At 73.9% G+C, this 24,270-nt stretch carries 24 protein-coding genes and 5 pseudogenes; 10 read left to right on the forward strand and 19 right to left on the reverse strand.

Going from position 1 to position 24,270, the window contains the following annotated elements:
• Positions 1-172: 172 nt before the first annotated feature.
• Positions 173-1,369 (forward strand): annotated as a pseudogene (locus ACFWP3_RS17155) (MFS transporter); the annotation flags it as partial.
• 213 nt (positions 1,370-1,582) lie between these two features.
• Here the strand turns inward: ACFWP3_RS17155 and ACFWP3_RS17160 are convergent.
• Positions 1,583-2,230, reverse strand: a pseudogene (locus ACFWP3_RS17160) (cytochrome d ubiquinol oxidase subunit II).
• 16 nt (positions 2,231-2,246) lie between these two features.
• Positions 2,247-2,781: pseudogene (locus ACFWP3_RS17165) on the reverse strand (cytochrome ubiquinol oxidase subunit I); the annotation flags it as partial.
• On the opposite strand from ACFWP3_RS17165, the gene ACFWP3_RS17170 reads away from it, so the two are divergent.
• On the forward strand, positions 2,747-3,232 hold the full coding sequence (locus ACFWP3_RS17170; RefSeq protein ID WP_384221433.1) for a disulfide bond formation protein B: 486 nt from the start codon (positions 2,747-2,749) through the stop codon (positions 3,230-3,232). The pseudogene ACFWP3_RS17165 and the gene ACFWP3_RS17170 sit on opposite strands and share 35 nt — an antisense overlap.
• Positions 3,233-3,373: 141 nt before the next feature.
• Here the strand turns inward: ACFWP3_RS17170 and ACFWP3_RS17175 are convergent, their stop codons facing one another.
• From ACFWP3_RS17175 to rpmG, 8 genes are all read right to left on the reverse strand, one after another.
• Entirely contained in the window at positions 3,374-4,120 is a 747-nt protein-coding gene (locus tag ACFWP3_RS17175) for a class I SAM-dependent methyltransferase (RefSeq protein WP_384221594.1), read from the reverse strand.
• Positions 4,121-4,143: 23 nt separating this feature from the next.
• Positions 4,144-5,352, reverse strand: coding sequence for an aminotransferase class V-fold PLP-dependent enzyme (locus ACFWP3_RS17180; RefSeq protein WP_384221596.1), 1,209 nt, complete (start codon positions 5,350-5,352; stop codon positions 4,144-4,146).
• A gap of 1 nt (position 5,353) precedes the next feature.
• Positions 5,354-6,676, reverse strand: a complete 1,323-nt coding sequence (locus tag ACFWP3_RS17185) for a pyridoxal-phosphate dependent enzyme (protein ID WP_384221435.1) — start codon at positions 6,674-6,676, stop codon at positions 5,354-5,356.
• Positions 6,673-8,202, reverse strand: coding sequence for a Y4yA family PLP-dependent enzyme (locus ACFWP3_RS17190; RefSeq protein ID WP_384221437.1), 1,530 nt, complete (start codon positions 8,200-8,202; stop codon positions 6,673-6,675). The genes ACFWP3_RS17185 and ACFWP3_RS17190 overlap by 4 nt, the downstream gene beginning before the upstream one ends.
• Before the next feature lie 195 nt (positions 8,203-8,397).
• Positions 8,398-8,634 (reverse strand): 30S ribosomal protein S18, encoded by a 237-nt coding sequence (gene rpsR / locus ACFWP3_RS17195; RefSeq protein ID WP_384221439.1) that lies wholly within the window; start codon positions 8,632-8,634, stop codon positions 8,398-8,400.
• A gap of 85 nt (positions 8,635-8,719) precedes the next feature.
• Positions 8,720-9,862, reverse strand: coding sequence for a CobW family GTP-binding protein (locus tag ACFWP3_RS17200; RefSeq protein WP_384221441.1), 1,143 nt, complete (start codon positions 9,860-9,862; stop codon positions 8,720-8,722).
• Positions 9,859-10,107 (reverse strand): type B 50S ribosomal protein L31, encoded by a 249-nt coding sequence (locus ACFWP3_RS17205; RefSeq protein ID WP_384221444.1) that lies wholly within the window; start codon positions 10,105-10,107, stop codon positions 9,859-9,861. The genes ACFWP3_RS17200 and ACFWP3_RS17205 overlap by 4 nt, the downstream gene beginning before the upstream one ends.
• A 31-nt stretch (positions 10,108-10,138) precedes the next feature.
• Complete coding sequence (gene rpmG, locus ACFWP3_RS17210) at positions 10,139-10,303, reverse strand: 50S ribosomal protein L33 (protein ID WP_133895600.1); 165 nt, start codon at positions 10,301-10,303, stop codon at positions 10,139-10,141.
• Between the two features lie 69 nt (positions 10,304-10,372).
• Here rpmG and rpmB point away from each other — a divergent pair, with 69 nt between their 5' ends.
• The gene (gene rpmB, locus ACFWP3_RS17215; RefSeq protein ID WP_384221446.1) at positions 10,373-10,609 is read left to right on the forward strand and encodes a 50S ribosomal protein L28; all 237 of its coding nucleotides are present in this window, start codon (positions 10,373-10,375) and stop codon (positions 10,607-10,609) included.
• Complete coding sequence (gene rpsN, locus ACFWP3_RS17220; protein ID WP_384221449.1) at positions 10,609-10,914, forward strand: 30S ribosomal protein S14; 306 nt, start codon at positions 10,609-10,611, stop codon at positions 10,912-10,914. The genes rpmB and rpsN overlap by 1 nt, the downstream gene beginning before the upstream one ends.
• 78 nt (positions 10,915-10,992) lie before the next feature.
• Here rpsN and ACFWP3_RS17225 read toward each other — a convergent pair whose 3' ends face one another.
• Positions 10,993-12,249 (reverse strand): Gfo/Idh/MocA family protein, encoded by a 1,257-nt coding sequence (locus tag ACFWP3_RS17225; RefSeq protein ID WP_384221451.1) that lies wholly within the window; start codon positions 12,247-12,249, stop codon positions 10,993-10,995.
• Between the two features lie 173 nt (positions 12,250-12,422).
• Here ACFWP3_RS17225 and ACFWP3_RS17230 point away from each other — a divergent pair, with 173 nt between their 5' ends.
• Positions 12,423-12,590 carry a hypothetical protein gene (locus ACFWP3_RS17230; RefSeq protein ID WP_384221454.1) on the forward strand — a complete coding sequence of 56 codons (168 nt, stop codon included), beginning with the start codon at positions 12,423-12,425 and terminating at the stop codon, positions 12,588-12,590.
• A 6-nt stretch (positions 12,591-12,596) separates the two neighbouring features.
• On the opposite strand, the gene ACFWP3_RS17235 is transcribed toward ACFWP3_RS17230, so the two are convergent.
• A complete protein-coding gene (locus ACFWP3_RS17235; protein WP_384221456.1) occupies positions 12,597-13,412 on the reverse strand; it encodes a hypothetical protein in 816 nt (271 codons plus the stop codon).
• 251 nt (positions 13,413-13,663) lie between these two features.
• On the opposite strand from ACFWP3_RS17235, the gene ACFWP3_RS17240 reads away from it, so the two are divergent.
• Positions 13,664-14,770: a glutamate--cysteine ligase gene (locus ACFWP3_RS17240; protein WP_384221598.1), complete on the forward strand. Its 1,107-nt coding sequence runs from the start codon at positions 13,664-13,666 to the stop codon at positions 14,768-14,770.
• A gap of 70 nt (positions 14,771-14,840) precedes the next feature.
• Here ACFWP3_RS17240 and ACFWP3_RS17245 read toward each other — a convergent pair.
• The 4 genes and pseudogenes from ACFWP3_RS17245 to ACFWP3_RS17260 form a co-directional block, all read right to left on the reverse strand.
• Positions 14,841-15,364: pseudogene (locus ACFWP3_RS17245) on the reverse strand (carbonic anhydrase); the annotation flags it as partial.
• Positions 15,365-15,562: 198 nt separating this feature from the next.
• Positions 15,563-16,867, reverse strand: a complete 1,305-nt coding sequence (locus ACFWP3_RS17250) for an MFS transporter (RefSeq protein ID WP_384221458.1) — start codon at positions 16,865-16,867, stop codon at positions 15,563-15,565.
• Positions 16,864-17,967, reverse strand: a complete 1,104-nt coding sequence (locus ACFWP3_RS17255) for a PLP-dependent cysteine synthase family protein (RefSeq protein ID WP_384221460.1) — start codon at positions 17,965-17,967, stop codon at positions 16,864-16,866. Before ACFWP3_RS17255 ends, ACFWP3_RS17250 begins: the two co-directional genes overlap by 4 nt.
• Before the next feature lie 57 nt (positions 17,968-18,024).
• Complete coding sequence (locus ACFWP3_RS17260) at positions 18,025-18,477, reverse strand: hypothetical protein (protein WP_384221463.1); 453 nt, start codon at positions 18,475-18,477, stop codon at positions 18,025-18,027.
• A 172-nt stretch (positions 18,478-18,649) separates the two neighbouring features.
• On the opposite strand from ACFWP3_RS17260, the gene ACFWP3_RS17265 reads away from it, so the two are divergent.
• Entirely contained in the window at positions 18,650-19,072 is a 423-nt protein-coding gene (locus ACFWP3_RS17265) for a DUF6153 family protein (protein ID WP_384221465.1), read from the forward strand.
• A gap of 76 nt (positions 19,073-19,148) precedes the next feature.
• Positions 19,149-19,799: a DUF305 domain-containing protein gene (locus tag ACFWP3_RS17270; RefSeq protein WP_384221467.1), complete on the forward strand. Its 651-nt coding sequence runs from the start codon at positions 19,149-19,151 to the stop codon at positions 19,797-19,799.
• Between the two features lie 25 nt (positions 19,800-19,824).
• Here the strand turns inward: ACFWP3_RS17270 and ACFWP3_RS17275 are convergent, their stop codons facing one another.
• Complete coding sequence (locus tag ACFWP3_RS17275; RefSeq protein WP_384221601.1) at positions 19,825-21,474, reverse strand: AMP-binding protein; 1,650 nt, start codon at positions 21,472-21,474, stop codon at positions 19,825-19,827.
• A 108-nt stretch (positions 21,475-21,582) separates the two neighbouring features.
• Positions 21,583-22,791, reverse strand: a complete 1,209-nt coding sequence (locus tag ACFWP3_RS17280) for a serine hydrolase domain-containing protein (protein WP_384221469.1) — start codon at positions 22,789-22,791, stop codon at positions 21,583-21,585.
• A gap of 146 nt (positions 22,792-22,937) precedes the next feature.
• On the opposite strand from ACFWP3_RS17280, the pseudogene ACFWP3_RS17285 reads away from it, so the two are divergent.
• Positions 22,938-23,297, forward strand: a pseudogene (locus ACFWP3_RS17285) (PAS domain-containing protein); the annotation flags it as partial.
• Between the two features lie 173 nt (positions 23,298-23,470).
• Positions 23,471-23,728, forward strand: a complete 258-nt coding sequence (locus ACFWP3_RS17290; RefSeq protein ID WP_384221471.1) for a SpoIIE family protein phosphatase — start codon at positions 23,471-23,473, stop codon at positions 23,726-23,728.
• Here the strand turns inward: ACFWP3_RS17290 and ACFWP3_RS17295 are convergent.
• The gene (locus ACFWP3_RS17295; protein ID WP_384221473.1) at positions 23,706-24,251 is read right to left on the reverse strand and encodes an ATP-binding protein; all 546 of its coding nucleotides are present in this window, start codon (positions 24,249-24,251) and stop codon (positions 23,706-23,708) included. The genes ACFWP3_RS17290 and ACFWP3_RS17295 overlap by 23 nt on opposite strands.
• Between the last annotated feature and the right edge of the window lie 19 nt (positions 24,252-24,270).

The raw sequence follows: 24,270 nt of genomic DNA on the forward strand, positions 1-24,270 counted from the left end.
CTGTTGTGTATATGTGACTGCTGGGGCCCGGGCCCGGGCCCGGACCCGGACCCGGACCCGGACCCGGACCCGGGCCCGAGTCCGAGCCCCGGTCACCCCGCCCCGCCCGCCGTTTCCCGGAAACGGCAAAAATCTTTGCCGGTACGCCCCCGGCCCGCGCAGGCTCCCGCCCATGAGCCCCCACCACGACTCCGAACCGCCGGCCAGAGCGTCCCGCCGGACGCCCGCCGCACGCCGGGCCATCGCCGCCCTCTCGCTCTCCGCACTGCTCTCCTCCCTCGGCACCAGCATCGCCAACGTCGGACTGCCGACGCTCGCGCAGGCCTTCGACGCCTCCTTCCAGGAGGTCCAGTGGATCGTCCTCGCCTACCTCCTCGCCGTCACCACCCTGGTCGTCAGCGCCGGACGGCTCGGTGACCTCATCGGCCGCCGGCGGCTGCTCCTGGCCGGCATCCTCCTGTTCACGCTGGCCTCCGCCCTGTGCGGCGTCGCGCCCACACTGCGGCTGCTGATCGCCGCCCGCGCGGCCCAGGGGCTCGGAGCTGCCGTGATGATGGCCCTCACCATGGCCTTCGTCGCCGAGACCGTCCCGAAGGCGCGGACCGGCAGCGCGATGGGCCTGCTCGGCACGATGTCCGCCGTCGGCACCGCACTCGGCCCCTCGCTCGGCGGCGTCCTGCTCTCCGGATTCGGCTGGCGGGCGATCTTCCTCGTCCACGTCCCGCTGGGCGTCCTCACCCTGCTGCTCGCCCACCGCCACCTGCCCGCCGACCGGCCCGGACGCCCCGCCGACCGGGCCCGCTTCGACCATGCCGGCACCCTGCTGCTCGCGTTGACCCTCGCCGCGTACGCCCTCGCCATGACCCTGGGGCGCGGCGGCTTCGGGCCGCTCAACGCGGCCCTGCTCGCGGCCGCCGCCTGCGGAGCCGCCCTCTTCGTACGCGCCGAGGCGAGGGCCGGGTCCCCGCTGATCCGGCTGCGGACGCTCCGCGATCCGCGGCTGAGCGGGAGCCTCGCCACGAGCGCCCTCGTCTCCACGGTGATGATGTCGACTCTGGTCGTCGGGCCGTTCTACCTCGCACGCGGCCTCGGGCTCCGGGAGGCCCTCGTCGGACTCGTCCTGTCGGCCGGCCCGCTCGTCGCCGCCCTGACCGGCGTACCGGCCGGCCGTATCGCGGACCGGTTCGGCGCACCCCGCACCACCGTCGCCGGGCTCGTCGCCATGGCGGCCGGAGCCGTCGCCCTGGCCACCCTGCCGGCCCGCTCGGGCATCACCGGATACCTGGCGCCCATGGCCGTCCTCACGGCCGGGTACGCGGTGTTCCAGACGGCCAACAACACCGCCGTCATGGCCGAAGTCCCCGCCGGCCGCCGGGGCGTTGTCTCGGGCCTGCTCAACCTGTCGCGCAACCTGGGCCTGGTCACCGGCGCGTCCGTCATGGGCGCCGTGTTCGCCCTCGGGACGGCGACGGCCGACGTGGCCGCGGCCCGTCCCGGGGCCGTCGCCACCGGCATGCGGATCACCTTCGCCGTGGCGGCCGTTCTGATCCTCGCCGCGCTCGCCATCGCCCTCGCCCTCGCGTCACGGCGCGCCGACGCGCCTGCGGAAGACCCAGTAGGTCCACGCCAGGTAGGCGAGGACGACGGGGGTCATGAAGGACGCGACCCAGGTCAGGATCTTCAGCGTGTACGGGCTCGCGGCCGAACCGGCCACGGTCAGGCTCCAGGCGGGATCGGCCGTCGAGGGCATCACGTCGGGGAACAGGAAGAGGGCCAGGAACAGCGTCGCGACGGTGGCCACGACCGCCGGCCCTGACAGCGCGAACGCCCGGCCATGGTCAGCGCGCCGAGGAGCGCGTACGGGTGGAGGAGTGCGGGCGGGCCGCCGGTGACGTTCCCGTCCGGCCCGACCGGCACGCCGCGCACCATGTCGGCGAAGATCAGCCCCCACAGGGCGGAGCAGACCAGAGAGCTCCGGAAGACGCAGCGGTCGCAGACCCGTTTCCACGCCTCGTCATCGCGCTTGTGCCGGTACTCGAGCGCGACACCGCGCACGATCGGGCAGACCAGGCGGCGAGGATCGGCAGCGGCGAAGGTCGCGCCGACGGCGGTCAGCATCCACACCTCGGATCCCGGTGAGTACGCCGATGCCGAAGTCGAAGCCCTCGAGGAAGAAGTAGCCGGTCCACAGGAAGGCGATGAGTACGAACCAGAGGTCGTGCAGGTGCATGGTTGTGGTCGACCCGGGTCTTGATCAGCCCGTACACGGCCCACGGCTGGCGGCCCGTCTCGGTGAAGATCCAGCCGAACGAGTCGGCGATCAGCGGGAAGCCGAGGGTGAGCGCCGCGGTCCGCCAGGACCAGGCGGTGAGGAAGGGGCCGAGCTCGCGGCGCCGGGTGAGCGCCAGCCGGGGCACCTCGTCCTCCCCGGTACGCAGCGCGGGGTCGAGCAGGCGCCTGCCGCGGGTCAGCCACAGGCCGGCCGCTCCGGCCGCGAAGGACACCCTGCCGAAGCCGATCATCAGGCGGAACCCCAGAAGGCCACGAAGACGTCGGGCACGTAGTCCTCGGGCGCGGCGCCGTACCGGGCCGCTCCCGGCGGGCGGTGTCGTAGATTCCGGGCACGGCGTCGGTGAGGTTGTGGTGCGCCAGGAACGACAGCACGCCGGGGACCTCGACGGCGACGTCGTTGCGGCCCTCGCGCACGTCGCCGACCGCGAAAACGGAGAAGGGCGCGGGCGCGCGGGTGTCCCACAGCGCCTCGGCCGCCGCCGTCTTCATGCTGCTCAGCGCCCTCGGCCCGGCCATGATCATCGCCCGCTCGCGCAAGGGGCCCGTGACCACCGCCGAGTTCGCCTCGGGCTGGGGCGTGGCCCTCGTCTCCGCGCTGATCGGCGGCACCGTGTCCGGCGCGCAGGTGCTGATGCACATCGTTCCCCCGGACCCCGGCTACGCCGGCGCCCTGTTCGGACTGCACCTGTACACCTGGGCCGCCGTCACCTTCTTCCTCGCCGCCCTCGCCGCAGGCGTCAACCTCGTCCTGGCCGGCGCCGCCCAGCCCCTGGACGCCGCCGCCGGCTCGCCCGCCCTGCGCCGCACCGCCGCGGTCACCCTGGGCGTCCTGGCCTTCTTCGCCGTCAGCAACCTCGTCGCCTGCTTCCTCCTCCAGGGCTTCCACTGGCAGATGACCGGGGACCCCACCGGCTACCAGTTCTTCACCTGCCTCTTCTGAGGCCCTCCCCGCGCCCCCCTCCACGCACACGCCGTGCCCCCGACCGGAACACCGGTCGGCGGCGCGGCGCGTCCGCACGGCCCGCTGCCGACCGGCCGGGCCGACAGCCCGGAACCGCCCCGGCCCGGGCTCCGGCCCCGTTCAGCGGACGGCGACCACCACATGGCTGTGGCCGAACTGCCATACCGTGCCGATCTGCTGGAACCCCGCCTCGCCCAGCAGCGCGACATGGCCGGACAGGGTCAGGTCGTTGCCCTCGCAGTGCGGATGCCGGTCGGGCCCGCAGTCCGCGAGCCGCGGTGCCAGCTCCGGGTCGGCGGCCGCCTCCGACCACCAGGACTCCCAGTCCTCGGTGGTGTCCAGGTACCGCTCGGAGTGGCGCTCCCCGACGTGCAGGGCCAGTTCGGCGATGCGCGGCGCGTCCGGGCGGATGTGGTCGCCGTTGACGAGGACGCCGCCGGGGCGCAGCCGTCCGGCCAGCTCCTTGTAGACCTCCCGCAGCGTGGACTCCCCGAGGTAGTGCAGGGCCGTCGCCGAGACCACCGCGTCCACCGGGCGGTCCAGGGCGAGCACGTCCAGCCAGCCCGGCCTCCCGATCACGGCCTCGACATGGCGTACGGCCGGTCCGTAGTGGGAGCTGCCGAGTTCGAGGAGCAGCGGGTCGGCGTCCACGGCCAGCACCTCGGCGTCCGGGAGGCGTCCGGCCAGCCGCGCGGCCAGGGCCCCCGGGCCGCTGCCCAGGTCGAGGACCAGGGGAGCGGCACGGTCGGCCGTCATCCGTTCGACGACGTCGGTGATGACCGTGAACCTCTCCTCGCGGTCGACGGCGTACCGCTGTTGCTGACTCTCCCAGCGCTCCACCCAGCGCGCTGCCGTACGGGACGTCATCGTGCTCATCTCCATAATGGAAATCATTGCAGACTAGCGAGGGTGGTGAGCAACTCTTCCACCTCTTCAGGCGTGTTGTGCACGTGCAGACTCACCCGTACCGAGGACTCCCGGTCGCCGCCGCCGCCGCCCGCCTGGCAGTGCCCGTCGGAGCGCACCATGAAGCCGCGGCTGAACAGGATGAACCCGAGGTCCTGGGCGCCGATCCCGTGGTGCCGGAAGGTGACGATGCTCCGCCTGCGCTGCACCTCGGACGCGGTGGCCAGACTCGAACGGCAGCCGAGCACCTCGTACGCGGGCAGCCGCCCCAGCCCGTCGGTCAGCAGCGAGGTCAGCGCCACGGTCCAGCGCTCGATGCGCTCGGTCCCGGCGGCGTCCAGCCAGTCCAGGGCCGCCGCCAGGGAGGCGATGCCCACCGTGTTGGGGGTGCCGCTCCAGCCGCCGGGCCGGAAGGCCGGCCCCCGCAGGTCCCGGGCCCAGACCGCGCCGGTACCGGGCAGGGCGAGGGCCTTGTGCCCGGAGAAGACCACGAAGTCCACGTCGAGCCCGGCCACCGAGACCGGGAGGTGGCCGATGCTCTGTGCGGCGTCCAGGCAGATCGGCACGTCGGGCCCGACCACCTGCCGGATGCGGTGCACGTTCATGTCGGCCCCGTACACGTGGTGCACGTGCGTGGCGGCCACGAAGCGGGTGCGCGGGCCGACGATCCCGGCGAGGGCCGCCGGGTCGTAGTCCCCGGAGCCCGCCTGGCAGGGCAGCTCCCGCACCCGGATCCGGACCCCCTGGCGGGCCAGCAGCTCCCGCGCCTCCAGCCACGGCGCCAGGTTCGCCTCGTGGTCGGTGAACGGGACGACGATCTCGTCGCCGTCCGCCAGCAGTCCGGGCAGCCACTCCCGTGCGACGGTGCGCAGCCCGTCCGTGGTCCCGGTGGTGAAGTGCACCGAGGACCGGTCCGGCCGCGGATCGCCGAGGAACTCCTTGACCCGGTCGCGGGCGCGCTCCACCAGCGCGGTGGTCGTGTTGGCCCATGGGTAGGAGCCCCGGCCCGCGTTGGCGTTCGACGTCGTGAGGTAGCCGTGCACGGCGTCCAGGACGGCCTGCGGCTTCTGCGCGGTGGCCGCGCTGTCCAGATAGGCCAGGCCCGGATGGCCCGTGATGATCGGGAACTGGGCGCGCAGCCCGCGCTGCCACGGGGCCAGTTCCGCGATCTCCCCGGCGGGATCGGCCGCCACGTCAGTCACGCACCAGAGGTGCTCCGGCGTCCCGCCAGGCCACGATGCCCCCGGCGAGACTGCGTACGTCCGGGTGGCCCATGCGCGTCAGCACGGCCGCGTACCGGGCGGACTTCTCGCCGACCGGGCAGGTCAGCAGCACCGGCTGCCGGGTGCCGAAGGGCAGCCCGCCGCGCAGGAGTTCGTCGAAGAGCTCGTCGACGATGTTGACCGCGCCGTCGATGTGCAGGGCGGCGTACGCGAACGGGCCGCGGAGGTCGATCACCAGCGGACGCCGGTCCTCGATCCACTTCTGGGCCTCGGCGACCTCGATGACGGCCGCCGAGCGCACCTCCTCCTCGGTCAGCGTGGCCACCGAGTTCTTCGCCGGAGGCCGGCCGAACAGCTCCGGACGGCGCTGCCGCACATAGCCGAGGTAGCTCTCCGCCCGGTCGCAGACGATGAACACGGCCGTCCTGCGCCCGCCGGCCGACGGGGTGTCCAGCGGCCGGAGATGGCGCACGGCCCCGAGGTACGCGGCCCCGCCGGTGGGACCGGCGAGCAGCCCGCAGCGGCGCATCAGCGTCACCATCCCGTCGATGGCCTCGTCCGAGCTCACGCCCTCGATCGTGTCGTAGGTGGCGGGGTCGAAGAGCCCGACCTCCTGAACCTCGTCGAGGGTGCGGATGCCGGGGATGAAGTCGGACTTCTCCCCGACCAGCCCGACGACCCGCACCGCCGGATCGTGGGCGCGCAGGGCGCGGGCCACCCCGGTGGACGAACCGGCCGTGCCCACGCACGCGACGAACCAGTCCGGAGCACGGCCGTCCAGATCGGCGATGATCTCAGGTCCGGTGCCCTGCGCGTGCGCCTCGGCGTTCAACGGGTTGAAGTACTGGTCGGTGTGGAGGAGGGCGCTGTCCGGGCGGCTGAGCCGCTGGTGGAACCGGGTCAGCGGGTCCTCGGTGTCGGTCGGGTCCAGGCATTCGCTCTGCCCCGGCAGCTCCTCGATCTCGGCGCCCAGCAGCAGGAGCAGGTCCTTGATCTCCGGAATACGCATCCGGTTGGTGACGCTCTTGAACGGCAGCCCGTGCATCCCCGCGATCAGGGCCAGGGCCTTGGCGGTGTTCCCGCTGGACAGCTCGACGATCGTCGCGGACCGCGCCCGGGCGTCGTCCAGCGCGGAGCGGGCCATGTGCCAGGCCGCGCGGTCCTTCAGCGAGCCGAAGGGGTTGAGCATCTCCAGCTTGGCGTAGAGGTCGATGTGGCGCAGGCCGTGCACGGCCGGGTCGATGCGCACCAGCGGGGTGTCGCCGATGGCCTCGGTGATGCTGTCGTACCTCATGTCCGCCGTCCCCCCGTGGCTGTGACCGGCCAGTACTCCTCGTCGAGGCACCAGGTCCAGCGCCCTCTGCCCTCCCCGGAGTCCTCCTGCCGTACGGCGATCTTGCGGGCCACGGGCTGCTGTTGGGCCCGGGTGGCGGTGAAGTCCATGCAGTAGCCCGCGGTGTTGGCGAAGGCGAGCAGATCGCCCGGCCGCGGCAGCCGTGGTAAGAACACCATGCGGCGGGTGATCAGGTCCGCTTCGAGGCACAGGTTGCCCATGAGGTACACACCCACCGGCCGGTCCGCGGGTCCGTCCACCGCTCCGGCCGCCGCTCCGGCCGCCGCTCCGGGCGCCCGCCCGGGAAGCCCGCCGCGGGGGAGGAGTACGGGGTCCATGAGCACGCCGTGGTCCTCCAGGCCCACGTCCCCCGCGTTCAGGGCGAGCCGTACGAGGTGCTCCCCGGACCCGCCCGACCGCACCTCCTGCACCCTCCCGAGCGTGAGCCCGCACTGGTCGGCCAGGGCCCGGCCGGGTTCGGCGTACAGGTCGTACATGCTCTCCAGCAGCAGCGTGCCGAACGGGCGGCCGAGGCCGGGCGCGGGACGGGACAGGAGCTCGTCGAGGTAGGCGGCGCCGGCGACGGGGCGGTGGGCCGGATAGAGGCCGAGGGACCCGCGGAGCGTGCCGTTCTCCGCACGCAGGCCGTAGCCGTGCCCGCCCCAGGTGAGGGCCGGGCGACGGCCCATGACGGCGTGCGTGAGCTCGGTGGTGTAGCGGTCCCACTGCGCGCCGTGCGCCAGGTAGTTGACGCCGAAGCCGCCGCCCACGTCGACCACGCGCGGCGCGAACCCCCGGATCTGCAGCTCCTCCATTGCCCGCAGGCATCCTTCGAGCGCCGTGGCCTTCTCGTCCAGGCTCGTGGTGTCGAGGTGGTAGCCCACCCCGATCGGCTCCAGCGCGTCCTGGTGGCGTTCGAGCACGTCGAGCAGGTCGCCGAGCGATTTCACGGCCGTGCCGAACCGGCTGCGGCGCGACAGCATCCGGGTTCCGGAGGTCTCGAACTCGGACAGCCGCAGGATCACGCGCAGCCGGGGCAGCCCGAACGCGCCGACGATCCGGGCCGCTTCCTCCAGTTCGGCCGCCCCGTCGGCGTTGACGACGGAACCGCTGCGCGCGGCGAGCCAGAGCGTCTCGGCGTCCTTGGGGCCCGTCACCACGATGCGGTCCCCGGTGAACCCCGAGCCCAGCGCGTGCCTCAACTCGCCGAGGGAGGCGGCGTCGAGGGCGGCGTCGGTCGTGGTGAGGTGCCGGACCAGGGCGCGGGAGCGGCTGGCCTTGTGCGCGAAGCAGACCCGGCCGCCCAGGCGGTGGCGGCGCAGGACGGAGCCGAATCGCGCCACGTTCTCGGCGAACTCCTGGGGGAGCACGAGGTTCAGGGGTGATCCGAGCCCGTCCACGAGCCCGTGCAGGAAGGGGACTTCATCCAGCAAGGACGTCATCCGCGGTGCCAGCCGCGGTTCCAGGTACAGAGGTGCGTTGCTCATCCCAGCTGTTCCTCCCCGACGAGGAATACGTACCGGTTTCGGCAAACGGTCATACGACCGTAACCCGCGCGGCCCCCTTTGGGCCCGCCCCGGCGGGGGAGGGACTGCTTCGCGACGCCCGACGGCCGAATCAGGACGGTCAGGACGGTCACGACGGTCAGGACGCTCGGGACGGTCAGGACGCCCGGGGCGGCCCTACCTGGCGGCGTAGGGGAGCAGGGCCATCTCACGGGCGTTCTTGATCGCCGCGGCGAGTCGGCGCTGCTGCCGGGCCGTGACGCGGGTGACCCGCCGGCTGCGGATCTTGCCCCGGTCGGAGATGAACTTCCGCAGCAGGTCGGTGTCCTTGTAGTCGATGTAGGTGATCTTCGCCGCGTCCAGCGGGTTGGGACGGGAGGCGGCGGGCTTTCGGGGCGTGATGCGTCGGGCCATGAGGAGTCCTGAAACTGTGAGGAGCGAACTGTGAAGTGCGGTGGTAGAGCAGGGGAGTTGTGGGGAGCGGTCGGCCGTACGTGCCCTACGGGACGGGGGCCAGCAGGGCGTCGAAGGCGGCGGGCAGGCGTTTCCAGCCCTCGCGCCCCGCGGTGAACTCGGCGTCCGTCAGCAGGCAGGAGTCCAGGAGCCGCTCCAGCCCCTGGCGGTCGAGCCCGGGCGAGGTGAACACCAGGTGCTGGCAGCAGTCGCCGTGCTCGGGGTGCCAGCCCAGCGCGGCGGCCGCCCGGCGCACCGGCGGCACCATCTCCCAGGCCGCGTCCGGGAGGGAGGCCAGCCAGGGGCCGCTGTCCTCGACGCAGAGCGCGCCGCCCGCGGCGTCCCACGCGAGCAGGGTGTCGGGCCGGTCGGCGAGCCAGAACCGGCCACGGCTGCGGGCCGCCGCGCAGGCCAGGTCCTCCAGCGCCTCGTACAGCCGCTCCGGGTGGAAGGGCCGGTGGCGGTGCCAGACCAGGGTGGCCACCCCGGCTTCGTCGGCCTCCTGCGGCAGCAGCGCACAGGCCGGGTGCTGCGCGGCGGCCGCGGCCTCGGTGTCGAACCCGGCGAAGGCGAGCCGCGCCAGATCGGCCGACCCGCTCTCCACCCGGCGGGCGGTCGGGTGGAGCTGCTCCAGCAGGGCCCGGTCCTCCTCGTCCGCGTCGGCGCCGTCGACGAGAGCCAGGACGGGTGCGTATTCGAGCTGCCGGGCCCAGGTGTCGCCGACCGTCCGCCGGTCGGAGGCCGCCGCCGCGAGCCCCGCCTCCGCCAGGTCGTCCCCGTTGGACAGGTACGGCAGGACGAGGGCGGGATCCACGGCGGTGATCACGTTGGTGAGCTCCAGCCGCCCGCCGCCGTGTGCGGCGACGACCTCGGCCATCGCCCGCGGCTCGACGGAGTCCCACAGCTCGACGACGGCGAGCCGGGTCAGCCCGCCGTCGGCGAGCCGCCACAGCTCGGGGACCAGATCCTCGCGCAGTGCGCAGCAGGCGCAGTCGTTGACGAGCGGCGCCTCACCGGAGCCGAGCGTCCCGGAGGCGTCGCGCACGGTGCGCAGGACGGTGCCCCGGGCCGCCGTGGAGAGGTCGTGGTGCAGGGCCACGCTGCCGGGGACCGTGCCGAGCAGCCGTTCCACGGTGGCGCGGCGGGCATCGCAGTGCAGCCCGCCGACGATGACGACGGGCAGGGTCACGCCGAGCTCCCGTACCGCCGCTGGAAGCGCTCGACGCGTCCGGCGGTGTCCAGGACGCGGGCCGTGCCGGTGTAGAAGGGGTGGCTCTGCGAGGAGATCTCCACGTCGACGACGGGGTAGGTGTTGCCGTCCTCCCACTCCACCGTCTTGTCGCTGGTGGCGGTGGACCGGGTGAGGAAGGCGAAGTCGGCGGCCTTGTCGCGGAAGACGACGGGGCCGTAGGCGGGGTGGATTCCGGGCTTCATGGCGGTGTCCTTCTGGGCGGTGGGGGTGGGCTCAGCGCTCTTCGCGGAAGTCGACGTGCCGGCGGACCACCGGGTCGAACTTGCGCAGCACCATGCGGTCCGGGTCGCTGCGCCGGTTCTTGCGGGTGACGTAGGTGTAGCCGGTGCCCGCGGTGGAGCGGAGCTTGACGATCGGGCGTACTTCGTTGCGTGCCATGCCGCTACTATACGGGAATGGAAATCATTTCCAATAACTCTTCCGCTTCAGAGAGAGGCAGGTAACACCGTGTCCGCCCACTGCCAGCTGACCGGGGCCCAGCCCGGCTTCGGCAACAACATCTCCCACTCCCACCGGCGCACCCCGCGCCGCTTCGACCCCAACATCCAGCGCAAGCGCTACTGGCTGCCCAGCGAAGGGCGGCACGTCCGCCTGACCCTCAGCGCGCGGGCGGTCAAGACCGTCGACGTGATCGGCGTCGAGGCGGCGGTGGCCCGGATCCGGGCCCGAGGGGGGAAGGTCTGATGGCGAAGAAGAGCAAGATCGCCCGCAACGAGCGGCGCAAGGCGACCGTCGAGCGCTACGCCGCCCGGCGCGCCGAGCTGAAGGAGGTCCTGCGCCGGCCCTCCTCGACGGAGGCCGAACGCGGCGCCGCGCTCTCCGCGCTGCGCAGGCAGCCGCGCGACGCCAGCGCGACCCGGGTGCGCAACCGCGACAGCGTGGACGGCCGCCCCCGCGGCCACCTGCGCAGGTTCGGGCTCTCCCGGGTCCGGATGCGCGAACAGGCGCACGCCGGCTTCCTTCCCGGCGTCACCAAGTCGTCCTGGTAGCACCCGCCCCGAGGCGGCGGCGCGGCGGTCCGCATCTCCGGCGGGATGCGGACCGCCGTCAGCCCCCGCCCCGCCCGCTCACAGCCGGATGTCCACGACGGCGCCCTCGCGCCGGGCCCGTTCGGCGGCCAGTACCGCCAGATGGCTGGTGAGCGACTCCCGCGGGCCGGACTTCACCAGGCCCGGGTCCCCGGCGGCGACGGCGGAGACGAAGGCGTCCATCAGGCCCGCGTCGCCGCCCCCGTGGCGGCCGGCGGCGTCCATCGCCTCCTCGGGGCCGGGCCCGAGGGCCTCCTCGGTGCGGGTCAGGAAGTCGTACAGCGTCAACTGCTTCCCGTCCCCCCTCAGTTCACCGCGGGTGCCGAAGATTCGGGTCTGCCGGTCCCCGGCCTCGGTGAAGGCGGTCATGGTGAAGGTGGCCGTGGCCCCGGAGTCGAACTCCATGGCCACCACCTGATGGTCGACCACGTCGTTGTCGCAGGCGTACACGCAGCGCCCGTACGGTCCTTCGCGCAGCGCGCTCTCCAGGGCCTGCGGGGTGTACTCGTCGACCACCACGCTCAGCGGCCAGCCGTGCCGGCCAGCGGCGAGCCGCTCGCCGTAGTCGCGGGCCGCGGAGTACGGGCAGGTGTCCTCCACGGCGCAGTCCAGGCACCGGTCGGCCGCGCCCGCGGGCTTGAGCTCGGACCGGAAATGGGAGAGGCGTCCGAAGCTGGAGACGCGGACGGGCGGCCGGCCCAGCACGTACTGCAGCCAGTCCAGGTCGTGGCAGGACTTCGCCATCAGCATCGAGGTGGCCTCGTCCTCGCGGCGCCAGTTCCCGCGCACGAAGGAGTGGGCCTGGTGCCAGAACCCGACCGGCTCCAGGTGCTGGACGCTGACCACGTCTCCGATCCGGCCCGAGTCGAGCGCGCGCTTCAACGCCCGCGTGTACGGGGTGTACCGCAGGACGTGGCCCACGGAGAGGATCACCCCGGCCTCCTCGACCGCGGCCACGATCCGCCGGCACTCCTCCTCGGTCAGGGCCATCGGCTTCTCGAGCATGATGTGGTAGCCGAGCGCGGCGAACGCCAGCACCGGCTCCAGGTGTTCGCGGTCCAGCGTGCAGATCAGCACCGCGTCCGCGACGCGTCCGCGGGCCGCCAGTGTCCGCCAGTCGTCCACCACCGCCCCGGCGTCCAGACCGTGAGCGGCCGCGATCCGCTCCCGCCGCACCGCACGCGGTTCGGCCACGGCGACGACCGCGGCCCGCTCGGGATGGGCCAGGGCCCACTCCGCGTGGGCGACCCCGCGGTTCCCGGCACCGACGACGGCAAGAGTGACTCCGACGGCCATCCGTCCCGCTTCCCCTGCGTAGGAGTTGTCCGGACCGAGACGCTAGCGACCGCGGAACGCCGGGACAAGACGCCCGTCCGGCGCGCCGGGCCGCCCTGCCCGCCGCGGCGCCGGCCGCCCTGGCCCTACCGGCCGCGCCCGCTCAGGCGGCCGCCGCCTCCGTCACCGCCACCGTGCAGACCGCGCCGGTCTCGCACAGTGGGGACGCCGGCGACGAGGCCGCCGGTGGCGACGGAGCGATGCACATCTACCGCATCGACCCCGCGACCCGGCAGCTGAGGCACCTCGAGGACGTACCCAAGTTCGTCCCGCTCCAGCGCATCACCGCGCTCTTCGGCTGACGGGCGTCAGTGGATCGGCTGCCTGGTCTCCGTGCGCACCTTCAGGGTGGTCTCGGCGACCTTGGCCAGGTCCACGGCCTTCGGGTCCTGCTGCACGGTCTCCGGAGAGACGAAACCGACCGACGCACCGGTGTTCTCGTCCGCCCAGGCGCACATCGGCAGGGTGCTCCGGGTGCCCTCCTGGGTCATCGTCAGAACCTGGCAGGAGACGGTGATCCCGGAGCCGGCCGGGGTGATCTCCCGGGCGGGGACGGCCAGGGTCGCGCCCTTCGCGTCCGCGGCGCCGGACAGCATCTTCTCGCGGGCCGTCGCCGGGTCCTTGAACTGTCCGTACATCCCCGAGAAGACGAGGGCGCTGACACCCTTGCGGGACTCGGCGGTGTACTGGCCGACCGCGGGCTCCGGGTTGCGGATCTTCGGGTCGTAGGCTCCGTCGAGCGCCTCCGCGCCCTCGGACTGCGACAGGTCCTCGACCAGCTCGTACTCGCCGTCCAGCAGGGTCTGCGGCACGGTGAGCCGGTACTCGGCCTCGGGGAAGCCGGACCCGCCCGCCAGGCCCCCCGCCCCGGCGATCCGGCTCACCGCGAACGCGAGGATGCCCAGCCCGGCCAGCGAGGCCGCGACGATCCCGACCACCAGGCCGGTCCGGCTCTTGCGCGGAGGCGGCGGGTAGGGCGGCTGGCCCGGGTACGGGTACGGGTACGGGTACTGCTGGGGGTGCGGCTGCTGCTGGTACGGGGCCTGGTACTGCGGCTGGTACGGCTGCTGGTGGGGCGGGGGCCCGTACGGGCCCGGGGGCTGCTGCGGGGGAGGCGTGGTCATCCACCGAACGCTACTCGAACCCGCGAACGGCCCCTCCGGGGAGGGCTGATGACCCTGTGTGCTCGAAGCGCTGCTCTGGGTCACTCCGCGCAGGTGGCGGGCCCGAGAGCGCTCGCGGGCCGTGCATGGAGGAGACTGAAGTGGGCATACGCCTCCCACGACGGCGGCCGGGCGGTGAGGCGCGGGAGCCGGACGGGCGGGGTGCCCTCCGGTCGCACGTCCGACGACGGAAGCGGGGCGCCGTGCTCACCATGGGAGTCGAAGAGGAGTTCTTCCTCGTGGACGTCCGCACGCGGGCGCCGGTGCCCCGCGCGCCGCGGGTGCTCGGGGCGCTCGCCGCGGAGCTGGGGGACCAGGCGCAGGCCGAGTTCTACACCTCCCAGCTCGAGGTCTGCACCCGGCCCGTCAGCACCGGCGCCGAGCTGCGCGAGCAGCTGGCCGCCCTGCGGGCCACGGCCGGCCATGCCGCACGGGAGGCGGGATGCCTGCTGGTGGGCACCGGCACGGCCGTGGTCCCGCCGGACGATCCGGTGCCGGTGACCGACTGCCCCCGCTACCGGCGCATGGCCGGCGCCTACCGCGCCGTCGTCGACGGCAGGCTCGGGGCGGTCTGCGGCTGCCACGTCCACATCGGCACCCTCGACCACGCCCAGGCGCTTGACCTGGCCAACCGGGTGCGCCCGTACCTCCCGGCGCTCCAGGCGCTCGCGGTGAACTCGCCGTTCGCCGGCGGGCTGGAGAGCGGCTTCGCCGGCTGGCGCTCGGTGGAGTTCGGCCGCTGGCCGACGGCGGGGCCCGCGCCGCTGCTGGACCTGGCCGGCTACGAGTCCACCGCGGACGCCCTGGTCAACTCGGGCGTCATCCTCGACCGCGGGATGATCTACTGGTTCGCCCGCCCGTCCGAGCACGTGCCCACGCTCGAGATCCGGATCGCGGACGTCAGCGCCGACGTGGACACCACGGTGCTGCTGGCCCTGCTGATCCGGGGCCTGTGCACGGCCATGGCGGCCGAGGCGGACGCCGGGCCCGCGCCCCGGGTCCCCGTCGGCCGGCTGCGGGCGGCGCACCGCTTCGCGGCCCGCTACGGCCACCACGGCGAGGGGCTCGACCCGCTCACCGGCGACACCGTGCCCGCCCACACCCTGACCACCGCGCTGCTGCGCCGCGCCGAGCCCGGGCTGGCGGCGACCGGCGACCTCGCCGAGGCCGAGAGCCTCCTCGGCGAGCTCTGCCGGCGGGGCACGGGCGCGGAGCGCCAGCGCGAGGTGTACCGGCGTACGGGCAGCCTGTACGCCGTGGTCGACGACCTGGCGGCCGCCACCACCCCGGACCTGCGCCGCGAGATGGCATGGCGCTAGCGCCTGGGGTGCGAGCCTAGGAGAGCGTGCGGACCCGCTGGTCGGTGAGCTCGTAGCGGGCGGCGACCACGGCCGGGAGCGGCTCACCCGTCTCGTCGGCGCGGACGGCCGCGCCGACGGCTCGGCACGCCTGGTGGGCCAGTACGAGGACCAGGGGTACGCGCAGTTCCAGGACCCCGTAGGCGATGCTGCCCAGCACGGCCTCGTCGAGCACCTCGCCGGCGGACCGGACGGTCAGCAGGTCGCCCAGCCCCTGGTCGAACACGAGCTCCGGGGCCACCCGGGAATCCACACAGCCCGCACGATCGCGAACGGATGCTGCCCCAGGGCCAGTCGGCGGCGCAGGGCGGCGGACTCGTGCGGGTGCCGCTGCCGCCGCCCGCGCCGGCGGTCGTTCCCCTCCGCCAGCCGGCGCAGTGCCTGCGCGGGAGTCGCCGGCCGGTCCGCGGTCCCCTCCTCCGGCGCGGCGGAGGTGGGGAACGCCGGACCGAGGGCCAGACCCGCCCCGGCGGCCGCCGTGCCCGCCACGGCGGAGCGCAGGAGGGTGCGGCGGCTGGGCGGGTGGGCGGCGGGTCTCCGCGTGTTCGCATACATGCCCGGACCGCAACCCGCCTTGTATGTATAGGAGTTGGGGCTTCGGGCGCAATGGCGCGATCCGCGCGGGAGCAAGGCCGGATGGGCTCGGGGCGATCCCGGCATGTGGGAGGCGCGCGGGCGCGGCTGCGGGGGCGGCCGGGAGTGCGTGGCCGCCCCCGCACCCGTGCTGTGCGGCAGTGCCTGACGGTCAGGCCGTCAGGCCGCCGCGGCTTCCGCGCGTGCCCCCTGCGGGCCGGGCACGAGGCGCCCCGAGCGGTGCAGCGCGTGCAAGGCGGCCGCGCAGCCCAGGCCGAGGCCGGCGAGCCCCAGCCACGGCAGCGCGGAGAGCCCGGCCGCCCGGGCCGCGTCCAGGGCGGCACCGGTGAGCAGGTTCCCGACGGCGATGCCGACCCCGCAGACCGTGTTGTACAGCCCGTAGTGCGTGGCCACCAGCCGGTCGCCGGAGAGGCGGACGATGGTGTCCATCTCGAACGGGTAGGCGATCATCGTGCCCACGGCCAGCAGCAGCGCGGACAGCGCGGCCGGAACCGCTGCCTGCAGCCACAGCCCGACGCCTCCGCCCGGTACCGGCAGCGCCGCGGCCGCCGCCAGGGGCAGGAAGGCCGAGGCCATCACCAGCAGCCCCCGGGCCAGTGCCTGGCCCGGCTCCATCCGGGCCCTGCACCAGGCGGTCACCCGGGTCTGGAAGAGGACGGTGCTCAGCCCGGACACCGCGAAGAGCAGGGCCACCGCCGCCGTGCCGGAGGGGCCCTCGCCCACGAGCCGCCGGACGTCCAGCGGGAGCGCCAGGTAGACCTGGAAGGTCAGCACGTACGAACCGACCATGGCGCCGGAGAACAGCAGGAACGGGCGGTTGGCCAGGATCCCGCGCCACTGGGCGAGGACGCCCGCGCGCGGTCCCGCCTCCGGATCCGGGGCGTCGTTGCCCCGGCGGGCCGGCAGCGCCCGGATCTGCACGACGCCGAGCACCGCGAACACCGCGGCCGCGACCAGGCACGTGAGCCGGAAGTCGACCCCGGTCAGCACCATGCCCACCAGCGGGCCGAGCAGGATCCCGGCCTGGTAGAAGACGTTGAACAGGGCGAAGGCCTCGACCCGGCGCTCCCCCGCGTCCGCGGCCAGGTACGCCCGCGTGGCCGGGTTGAACAGCGCCCCGGCCAGACCGGTCGCCGCGGAGGCGGCGATGAGCGCGGGCACCGAGTCGACCAGCCCGAGCGTGGCGAAGCCGGCGAAGCGCAGTACGAGCCCGGCGATGATCATCGGCTTGTACCCGAAGCGGTCGGCCAGCGTCCCGCCGATCAGGAACATGCCCTGCTGGCTGAAGTTGCGCACGCCGAGGATCAGCCCGACCGTCCACCCGGCGAGCCCCAGCGGCCCGGCCAGGTGTGCGGCCAGATAGGGCATGAGCATGTAGAAGCCGAGGTTGATGGCGAACTGGTTCACCATCAGCAGCCGGACGCCGCGCTCGTACGAACGGACCTGTGCGAGGGTCCCCTTCACCGGGTCCGCTCCCGCGCGCCGGGCTCGCCGAGGGTGAGCGGGTCGACGACGGAGGCGCAGCGCGTCCACCGCGCGACCTCCTTCTCGTCCAGCCGGCCGATCACATCGGGTTCGGGGGCCGGCGGGGCGTCGAGCAGGCCGTGCGCCGCGCAGTAGTCGTCGTCGTAGACCGTGCCGAGATAGCGCTGCGGCCCGTCGGGGAACACCGCGGCGATCCTTGTGTCCGCGGGCAGGGTGCGCGCCAGCCACCCGGCCACCAGGGCGACCGCTCCGACGCTCCATCCGCCGGTGGCGTAGTGGGAGGTGGCGAGTCGGCGGCAGGCCCAGACGGCCTCCGCCGGGGCGACCCAGTGCACTTCGGAGAACTGGTCGTAGGCCACGTTGCGCGGGTAGATGCTCGAACCGAGGCCGCGCATCAGCCGGGTGCGGGCCGGCTGGCCGAAGATGGTGGAGCCCACCGTGTCCACCCCGACCAGGACGAGGCCGGGGTAGAGCCGGCGCAGGACGCGCGAGACCCCCGCGGAGTGGCCGCCGGTGCCGACGCTGCACACCAGGACGTCGATGTGGCCCAGTTCGGTGGCCAGTTCGAGGGCCAAGGGGGTGTAGGCGGTGGTGTTGTCGGGGTTGTTGTACTGGTCGGGGCACCACGAGCCGGGGTGGCGCGCCATCAGCTGGGTGACGCGCTCGCGGCGCGCCTGCTGCCAGCCGCCGGTGGGGTGCGGCTCGCCGACCACGTTGACCTGGGCTCCGTAGGCGGTCAGCAGCCGGGTCATCGACCGTTCCAGGCCGGGGTCGGTGACCAGGGTGACGGGGTGCCCGTAGACCATGCCGGCCAGGGCGAGGCCCAGGCCGAGGGTGCCGCTGGTGGACTCGATGATCCGGGCGCCCGGCCGCAGATCGCCCCGGGCGCGGGCCCGTTCGACCATGTGCAGGGCGGGGCGGTCCTTGATGCCGCCCGGGTTGAAGCCCTCCAGCTTGGCCCAGAAGCCGGTTCCCGCCGGGGTCAGCGGCTCCGATACGCGCAGCAGGGGAGTGTTGCCGACCAGGCCGGACAGGGCCGTGCGGGCAGGGGGTGTCACATCGGTGGTGGAGGAATCCATTGGTCCGCTCTCGTTCGATGATGCGTCAGGACGTCGCTCATGCGGTACGGGAGCGGTCTAGATGCGCCATCGGCACACGCCGGCCAGCGTGGCGCGGCCGGTACGGGCCGGGCGTGCGGCGCCGGCCCCGGGAGGTGCGGCCGGATCCGCCGACTGCGGACCCGTGACGGGGGTGAGGGCGAGCGCGGGCTCGGCGCCCGCCGGGTGCCGCGGCTCGTTCTGTGCCTGGGGGACCAGGCCGGTGGAGAGGCAGTCGGCGTGGTGGTCCGGGTGATCCGGATGGGCGGGGTGCTGAGGGGCGGGGTGGCCCGGGTGCTGAGGGGCGGCGCTTCCGGGGTCCGGGGCGCCGAGGGCGCCGGTGACCGTGACCGTGGCGGAGAGGGTCCCCGAGGCCACCGGCTCTTCGCCGGGCAGCTGGGCGGTGCAGTGCAGTATCGCGAAGAGGAGCGCGCTCAGGAGCCCGACGAACAGGCCGACGCGCGAGGTGCGACGCGGGTCGGCTGTGATCATGCCGTGATCGTAGCGTCTCCTCGCCGTGACGGACGGCGTTGATCCGGACATTGTCGGAAGGCCCGATCGAGCGCCTCCGGCCGTCGTCGGAAGCTCCCGGCCGGCCGGGAGCGGGCGCGCCGTCGGGCGGCCCTGCGTGGGCGCGGGCCGACCGGGATCGTAGGATGACCGCATGATCGCCGTCCCGCAGCCGCCGCGCCGCCGCCCCGCCGGGCCCGGCCGTCTGCTGCTGGTGCTCGCCGTCCTGGCCGGAGTACTGGCCATGCACGGGCTGGGCACCGGGGCCATGGGCGCCATGCCCGTACGGGCGCAGGCCGTCCCCGCCGCCGGACACGGATCCGACGGCCACCGGACGGCCGGCGATCACCGGACGGCCGAGGGCTGCTCGCACGACGCCGGCGGCCACGGCCAGGTGCATCACGCGGACGCCACCTGCGCCGCGACCGGAATCACCACCCCGTACGCACCGCCCGCGCTCGCGGCCGCCCTGCCGGGCGCGCCCGCGCCCGCGGTGTTCGCCACCCGTGCCTCGGCGCCGGCCGAGAGCGGCCGCGCCCCGCCCGATCTCGCGGAACTGCAGCTCCTGCGCATCTAGAGCGGCCCGCACGGCGCCCCCTCCCCGGGGCCGCCGCGCTCCGCCCTGTCCTCACGCGTCAAGGAGTCGCACCACCATGAGCAAGAACCGTTCCCCGATCCGCCGTATCACCGCCGTCGCGGCCGCCGCAGCGGCCTCGCTCGTCCTCGCCGCCTGCGGCGCGGCCGACGACGGAGCCACCGCCGGGCACGGCGGGCACCCCGCCCCGTCCGCGTCCCCGTCCCAGCCCCCGTCGGCCTCCTCGCCCGCCGGGCAAGGGCAGCACAACGCCGCCGACACCGCCTTCGCGCAGGGGATGATCCCCCACCACCGCCAGGCCGTCGAGATGGCCGACCTCGCCCCCTCCCGGGCCGGTTCGGCCGAGGTGAAGCAGCTGGCCGAGGCGATCAAGAAGGCCCAGGACCCGGAGATCAGGACCCTGTCCGGGTGGCTGACCTCCTGGGGCGAGCAGGTGCCCGCCGCGGGCGCGGCCGACCACTCGGCTCACGGGGCCGGCGGCGGGATGATGACCGCCGAGGAGATGGACGGCCTGGGCAAGGCCTCGGGCCGGGCCTTCGACACCGCCTTCATGGAGCTCATGATCAAGCACCACGAGGGTGCCGTGGCGATGGCGAAGACGGAGCTGGCCGACGGGGCCTTCCCCGAGGCGAAGACGATGGCCGAGGCCATCATCAGCTCCCAGAGCGCCGAGATCGCGACGATGAACGGGCTCCTCGGCAAGAACTGATCCACCGGAGCGGGCGCGGCGGCCCTCAGGGCCTGTCGGACGAGAGGTCCAGCAGGCGGGCCGCCGCCTCGCGCATCTCGATCTTGCGGATCTTCCCGGTGACCGTCATGGGGAACTCCTCCACGACGTGCACGTACCGCGGGATCTTGAAGTGGGCGAGCCGGCCGTCGCAGTACGCGCGCACGGCCGCGGCGGTCAGCGGCTCGGCGCCCTCCCGCATCCGCACCCAGGCCATCAGCTCCTCCCCGTACTTCGGGTCGGGCACGCCGATGACCTGGACGTCCAGGATGCCCGGGTGGGTGTGCAGGAACTCCTCGATCTCGCGCGGGTAGAGGTTCTCCCCGCCGCGGATCACCATGTCCTTGATGCGGCCGGTGATGCTCAGGTAGCCGTCGCCGTCCATGACCGCCAGGTCGCCCGTGTGCATCCAGCGCGCCGCGTCGACGGCCTCGGCGGTGCGCTCCGGCTCGCCCCAGTAGCCGAGCATCACCGAGTAGCCGCGGGTGCACAGCTCGCCCGGCTCGCCGCGGGGCACCGTACGGCCGGACCCCGGATCGACCACCTTCACCTCCAGGTGCGGTCCGACGCGGCCCACGGTCGACACCCGGCGCTCGACGGAGTCGTCCGCGCGGGTCTGCGTCGACACCGGGGAGGTCTCCGTCATCCCATAGCAGATGGCCACCTCGGCCATGCCCATCCGCTCGATGACCTCCTTCATCACCTCGACCGGGCAGGGCGAGCCCGCCATGATCCCCGTCCGCAGGCTGGACAGGTCGTACCCGTCGAAGCCGGGGTCCGCCAGCTCGGCGATGAACATGGTGGGGACCCCGTAGAGCGAGGTGCACGACTCCGCCTCGACCGCGGCCAGGGTGGCCGCGGGGTCGAAGGAGGGCGCGGGGATCACCATGGCCGCACCGTGGCTGGTGCACGCCAGGTTGCCCATCACCATGCCGAAGCAGTGGTAGAAGGGCACCGGGATGCAGACCCGGTCCCGCTCGGTGTAGTGGCACAGCTCGCCGACGAAGAAGGCGTTGTTGAGGATGTTGTGGTGCGAGAGGGTCGCCCCCTTGGGGAAGCCCGTGGTCCCCGACGTGTACTGGATGTTGATCGGGTCGTCCGGGCTGAGCTCCGCCTGCGCCTGGGCCAGGTCTGCCGGGTCGCCCCGCCGTCCGCGCTCCAGCAGCGCGGTCCACTCGGCCCCGTCCAGCAGCACGGTGAACTCCAGCTCCGGACAGCGCGGCCGGACCTCGGCGATCATGGCCGCGTAGTCGGAGCTCTTGAACCGCTCCGCCGCGACCAGCAGCCGGATCCCGGACTGCCGCAGGACGTACTCCAGTTCGTGCGAGCGGTAGGCCGGGTTCACCGTGACCAGGACCGCCCCGATCCTGGCCGTGGCGTACTGGACCAGCGTCCACTCGGCGCGGTTCGGCGCCCAGATCCCGACCCGGTCGCCCTTGGCGATGCCGAGGCCGAGCAGCCCGAGCGCCAGGGCGTCGACATCCGCCGCCAGCTCCGCGTACGTCCAACGGCGCCCCGACGCCCGGTCGATGAGGGCGTCGTGCCCGGGGAACCGCCGCACGGTGCGGTCCAGGTTCTCGCCGATGGTGTCGCCCAGCAGCGGCAGTTCGCAGGCACCGGACGCATAACTCGACGCGGAGGACACACATATCTCCAGGGCTCGGTGGCGGGGAGCGGAGCGCGGGGCCGGCGGGCCGGCCCCCTGTCATGATCCACGGCGCCCCGTCCGGGGGCTACCCCCCGGACGGGGTACCGGTGGCCGCACTCAGCGCGCGTGGCGCTCCGGCAGGTCCACCTCGGCCGGGGCGACCGAGAAGCCGCGCGGCGTGGCCGTCGCGGACCGCTTCCCGCAGAAGGCGGCTTCGAGGGTCCCGCCCAGCGCCGTGTTCGCGGCGCCCCGGTTCGAGGTGTTCGCCATGGCCGTGAGGCTGCGGCGGCCGTCACGGGTGGCGAACGCGTAGGTGTAGAAGCCCTGCACGGTGCCGGTGTGGCCGTACACCGACGTGCCGCACGACAGGTCGTAGCGGCGCAGGCCCAGCCCGTAGAAACGGGTGCCGGCCGCGTCCGTCGGCGTCATCTTCAGCATGGCGTCCAGCATCCGCGCGTCCAGCAGTCGGCCGCCGAGCAGCGCCGAGGTGAAGGTGTTCAGATCGGCCGGATCGGAGATCACCGCTCCCGCGGACTGCGCCCAGGACACGGTCTGCTCGGTGGAGTCGACCAGCGGCGCGCCCTCCTCGTCGGGGTGGAGGTAGCCGCGCGCGTGCCGCCCCTCGATCCGCGTACCGGGGTGCACGTACGAGGTGTTCCGCAGGCCCAGCGGCTCGATCACGCGGCGCTGGTACTCCTCGCCCACCCGGCGCCCGGTGACCTCCTCGATCAGCATGCCGACGACGACGAAATTGGTGTTCGAGTACGCGTACGCCGCGCCGGGTTCGGTCGTCCTCGGCTCCTTCAGCGAGAGCCCGACGAGCTCCCGGTAGCCGAACACCCTCGTGCGCACGGCCTCGAAACCCGGCACGGTCCGGGCGAACATGGCGTCCGTGTAGTCGGCCAGCCCGCTGCGGTGGCTCAGCAGGTGGCGGACGGTGATCCGGTCGTCGGGCAGCAGACCGGGCAGGTAGTGGTTGACCGAGGTGTCCAGCCGGAGCTTCTTCTCGGCCACCAGCTGCAGCAGCACCACGGCCGAGAACGTCTTGGTGACGCTGCCGACGCGGAAGCGGGAGCGGGTGTCCATGGCCGCGCCCGAGGCCCGGTCGCGTACGCCCACCGCCTTGGACTGGACGCCGCCGGGGCCCGAGATCCGGGCCATGGCCCCGGGAGCCCCCGCGTCGGTCGTCTGGCGCAGGGCCCTGACCAGGGCCTGGAGGTCGGCGGGTGCCTCGGCGGCGTGGGCGGTGGTGGCCGGTGCCACGCCGGCCAGCACGGCCAGCAGAGCGGCACCGAGGGCCAGCCGTCGGTTCAGGGGCAGCAGCATGTCGTTCCTCGACTCGGTCGGCAGCGGTTGGCGGACGCGCGGCCGTCGACGCGCGCGCCCGACCGCTCAACTGGCGCAAGTGGGTCCGAGGGACGGGGTGGGGGCAGAATTGACGGGAAAGCCCGGAAGCCCGAAAGGGGGCGTCTGTGCCGACGGATCCGCCGGGGGGCGAGCGCGAGCAGTCCGCCGGCCTCCTGAGGTCGGAGCCCGGCACGCTGCTGGAGCACGTACCCGTGGCGGTCTTCGGCCTCGAAGGCGCGGGCCGCGTCCGCTACTGGGGACCCGGCGCCGAGAAGCTCTTCGGACACCCGCCCGAAGCGGTGCTCTCCGGCCCGGCCCACGTCCTGTTCCCCGCCCCCGCCCCGGGCCGCCCCGGCGCGGCCGAGCAGTTGGCGGAACGCGGCCGCGCCCTGGGGTACTGGCGGGTCCGGATGCCCGTCGTACACCGCGACGGGACGGTCTTCGACTGCGGCTTCCGCGTCTTCCCCGTCACCGGCCCCGACGGCAGCACCGTGATCATGGGCCTGGCCGGCAGGAGCGAGGACCTCGACCGGGTCAAGACGAACCTGGCCTTCCTCGACGCCCTCTTCGAGACCTGCCCCATCGGCCTGGTCGTGCTCGACGAACGGCTGCGGTACGTCCACCTCAACCAGGCGCTGGCCGACATGGACGGCATGTCGTGGGCGGGTTCCCCTTCGCGACGACGGAGCTGGACCTCCCGGAGGGGGCCACCCTGGCCCTGTACACCGACGGCCTCATCGAGGCCAGGGGCCGGGACATCGACGCGGGCATGGCGGCGCTCCGCGACCAGCTGCGGCGGGCGCGGGGCACGATGGAGGCGGCGGCCGACCGGATCCTGGCCAACCTGGTCCCCAGCACCTCGGCCGACGACACGGTCCTGGTCCTGGCCCAGGTCAGCCGGGCACCGGGCCGCTGAGGGCCGGCCCGGCGAGCACGGGGGCGCCGACGACCGGGCTGCCGATGGCCGGGCTGCCGGTGGCCGGGCTGCCGATCACTGCGCCGTCGATCACTGCGCCGTCGATCACCGGGCCGTCGATCACCGCGCCGGCGTCGGCCGGGCCTCCGTCGGCCGGCGTCTCGCGGTGCCAGACGGCCCGTACGGACTTCCCGGCCCCGTGCGGCACCACCGTCAGCGACGAGGTCAGCTGCCGCGCGATGCCCCAGCCGAACCCGCCGCCGTTGTCCGGGTCACCCGGGCGGGGCACGGGGCGGACGCTGCTGCTGTCGGACACCTCGACCAACAGCTCCTCCGGCCGCCGGCAGGCCATGCGCAGGCGCCAGCCGCCGTCGTCCGTGTGGCGGACGGCGTTGCCCAGGAGCTCGCTGACGACGAGCACGACGTCGTGCACGTCGGCCCAGGGGCAGCGGGTCCGGACGAAGCGTACGGCGGCACGCCGCGCGAGCGCGGTGTCGGAGTGGGAGGAGTCGAGGACGAGCACGGGGAGCTCCTGTCCGCGG

Source organism: Streptomyces sp. NPDC058525 (assembly GCF_042719495.1).
Taxonomy (GTDB): Bacteria; Actinomycetota; Actinomycetes; order Streptomycetales; family Streptomycetaceae; genus Streptomyces.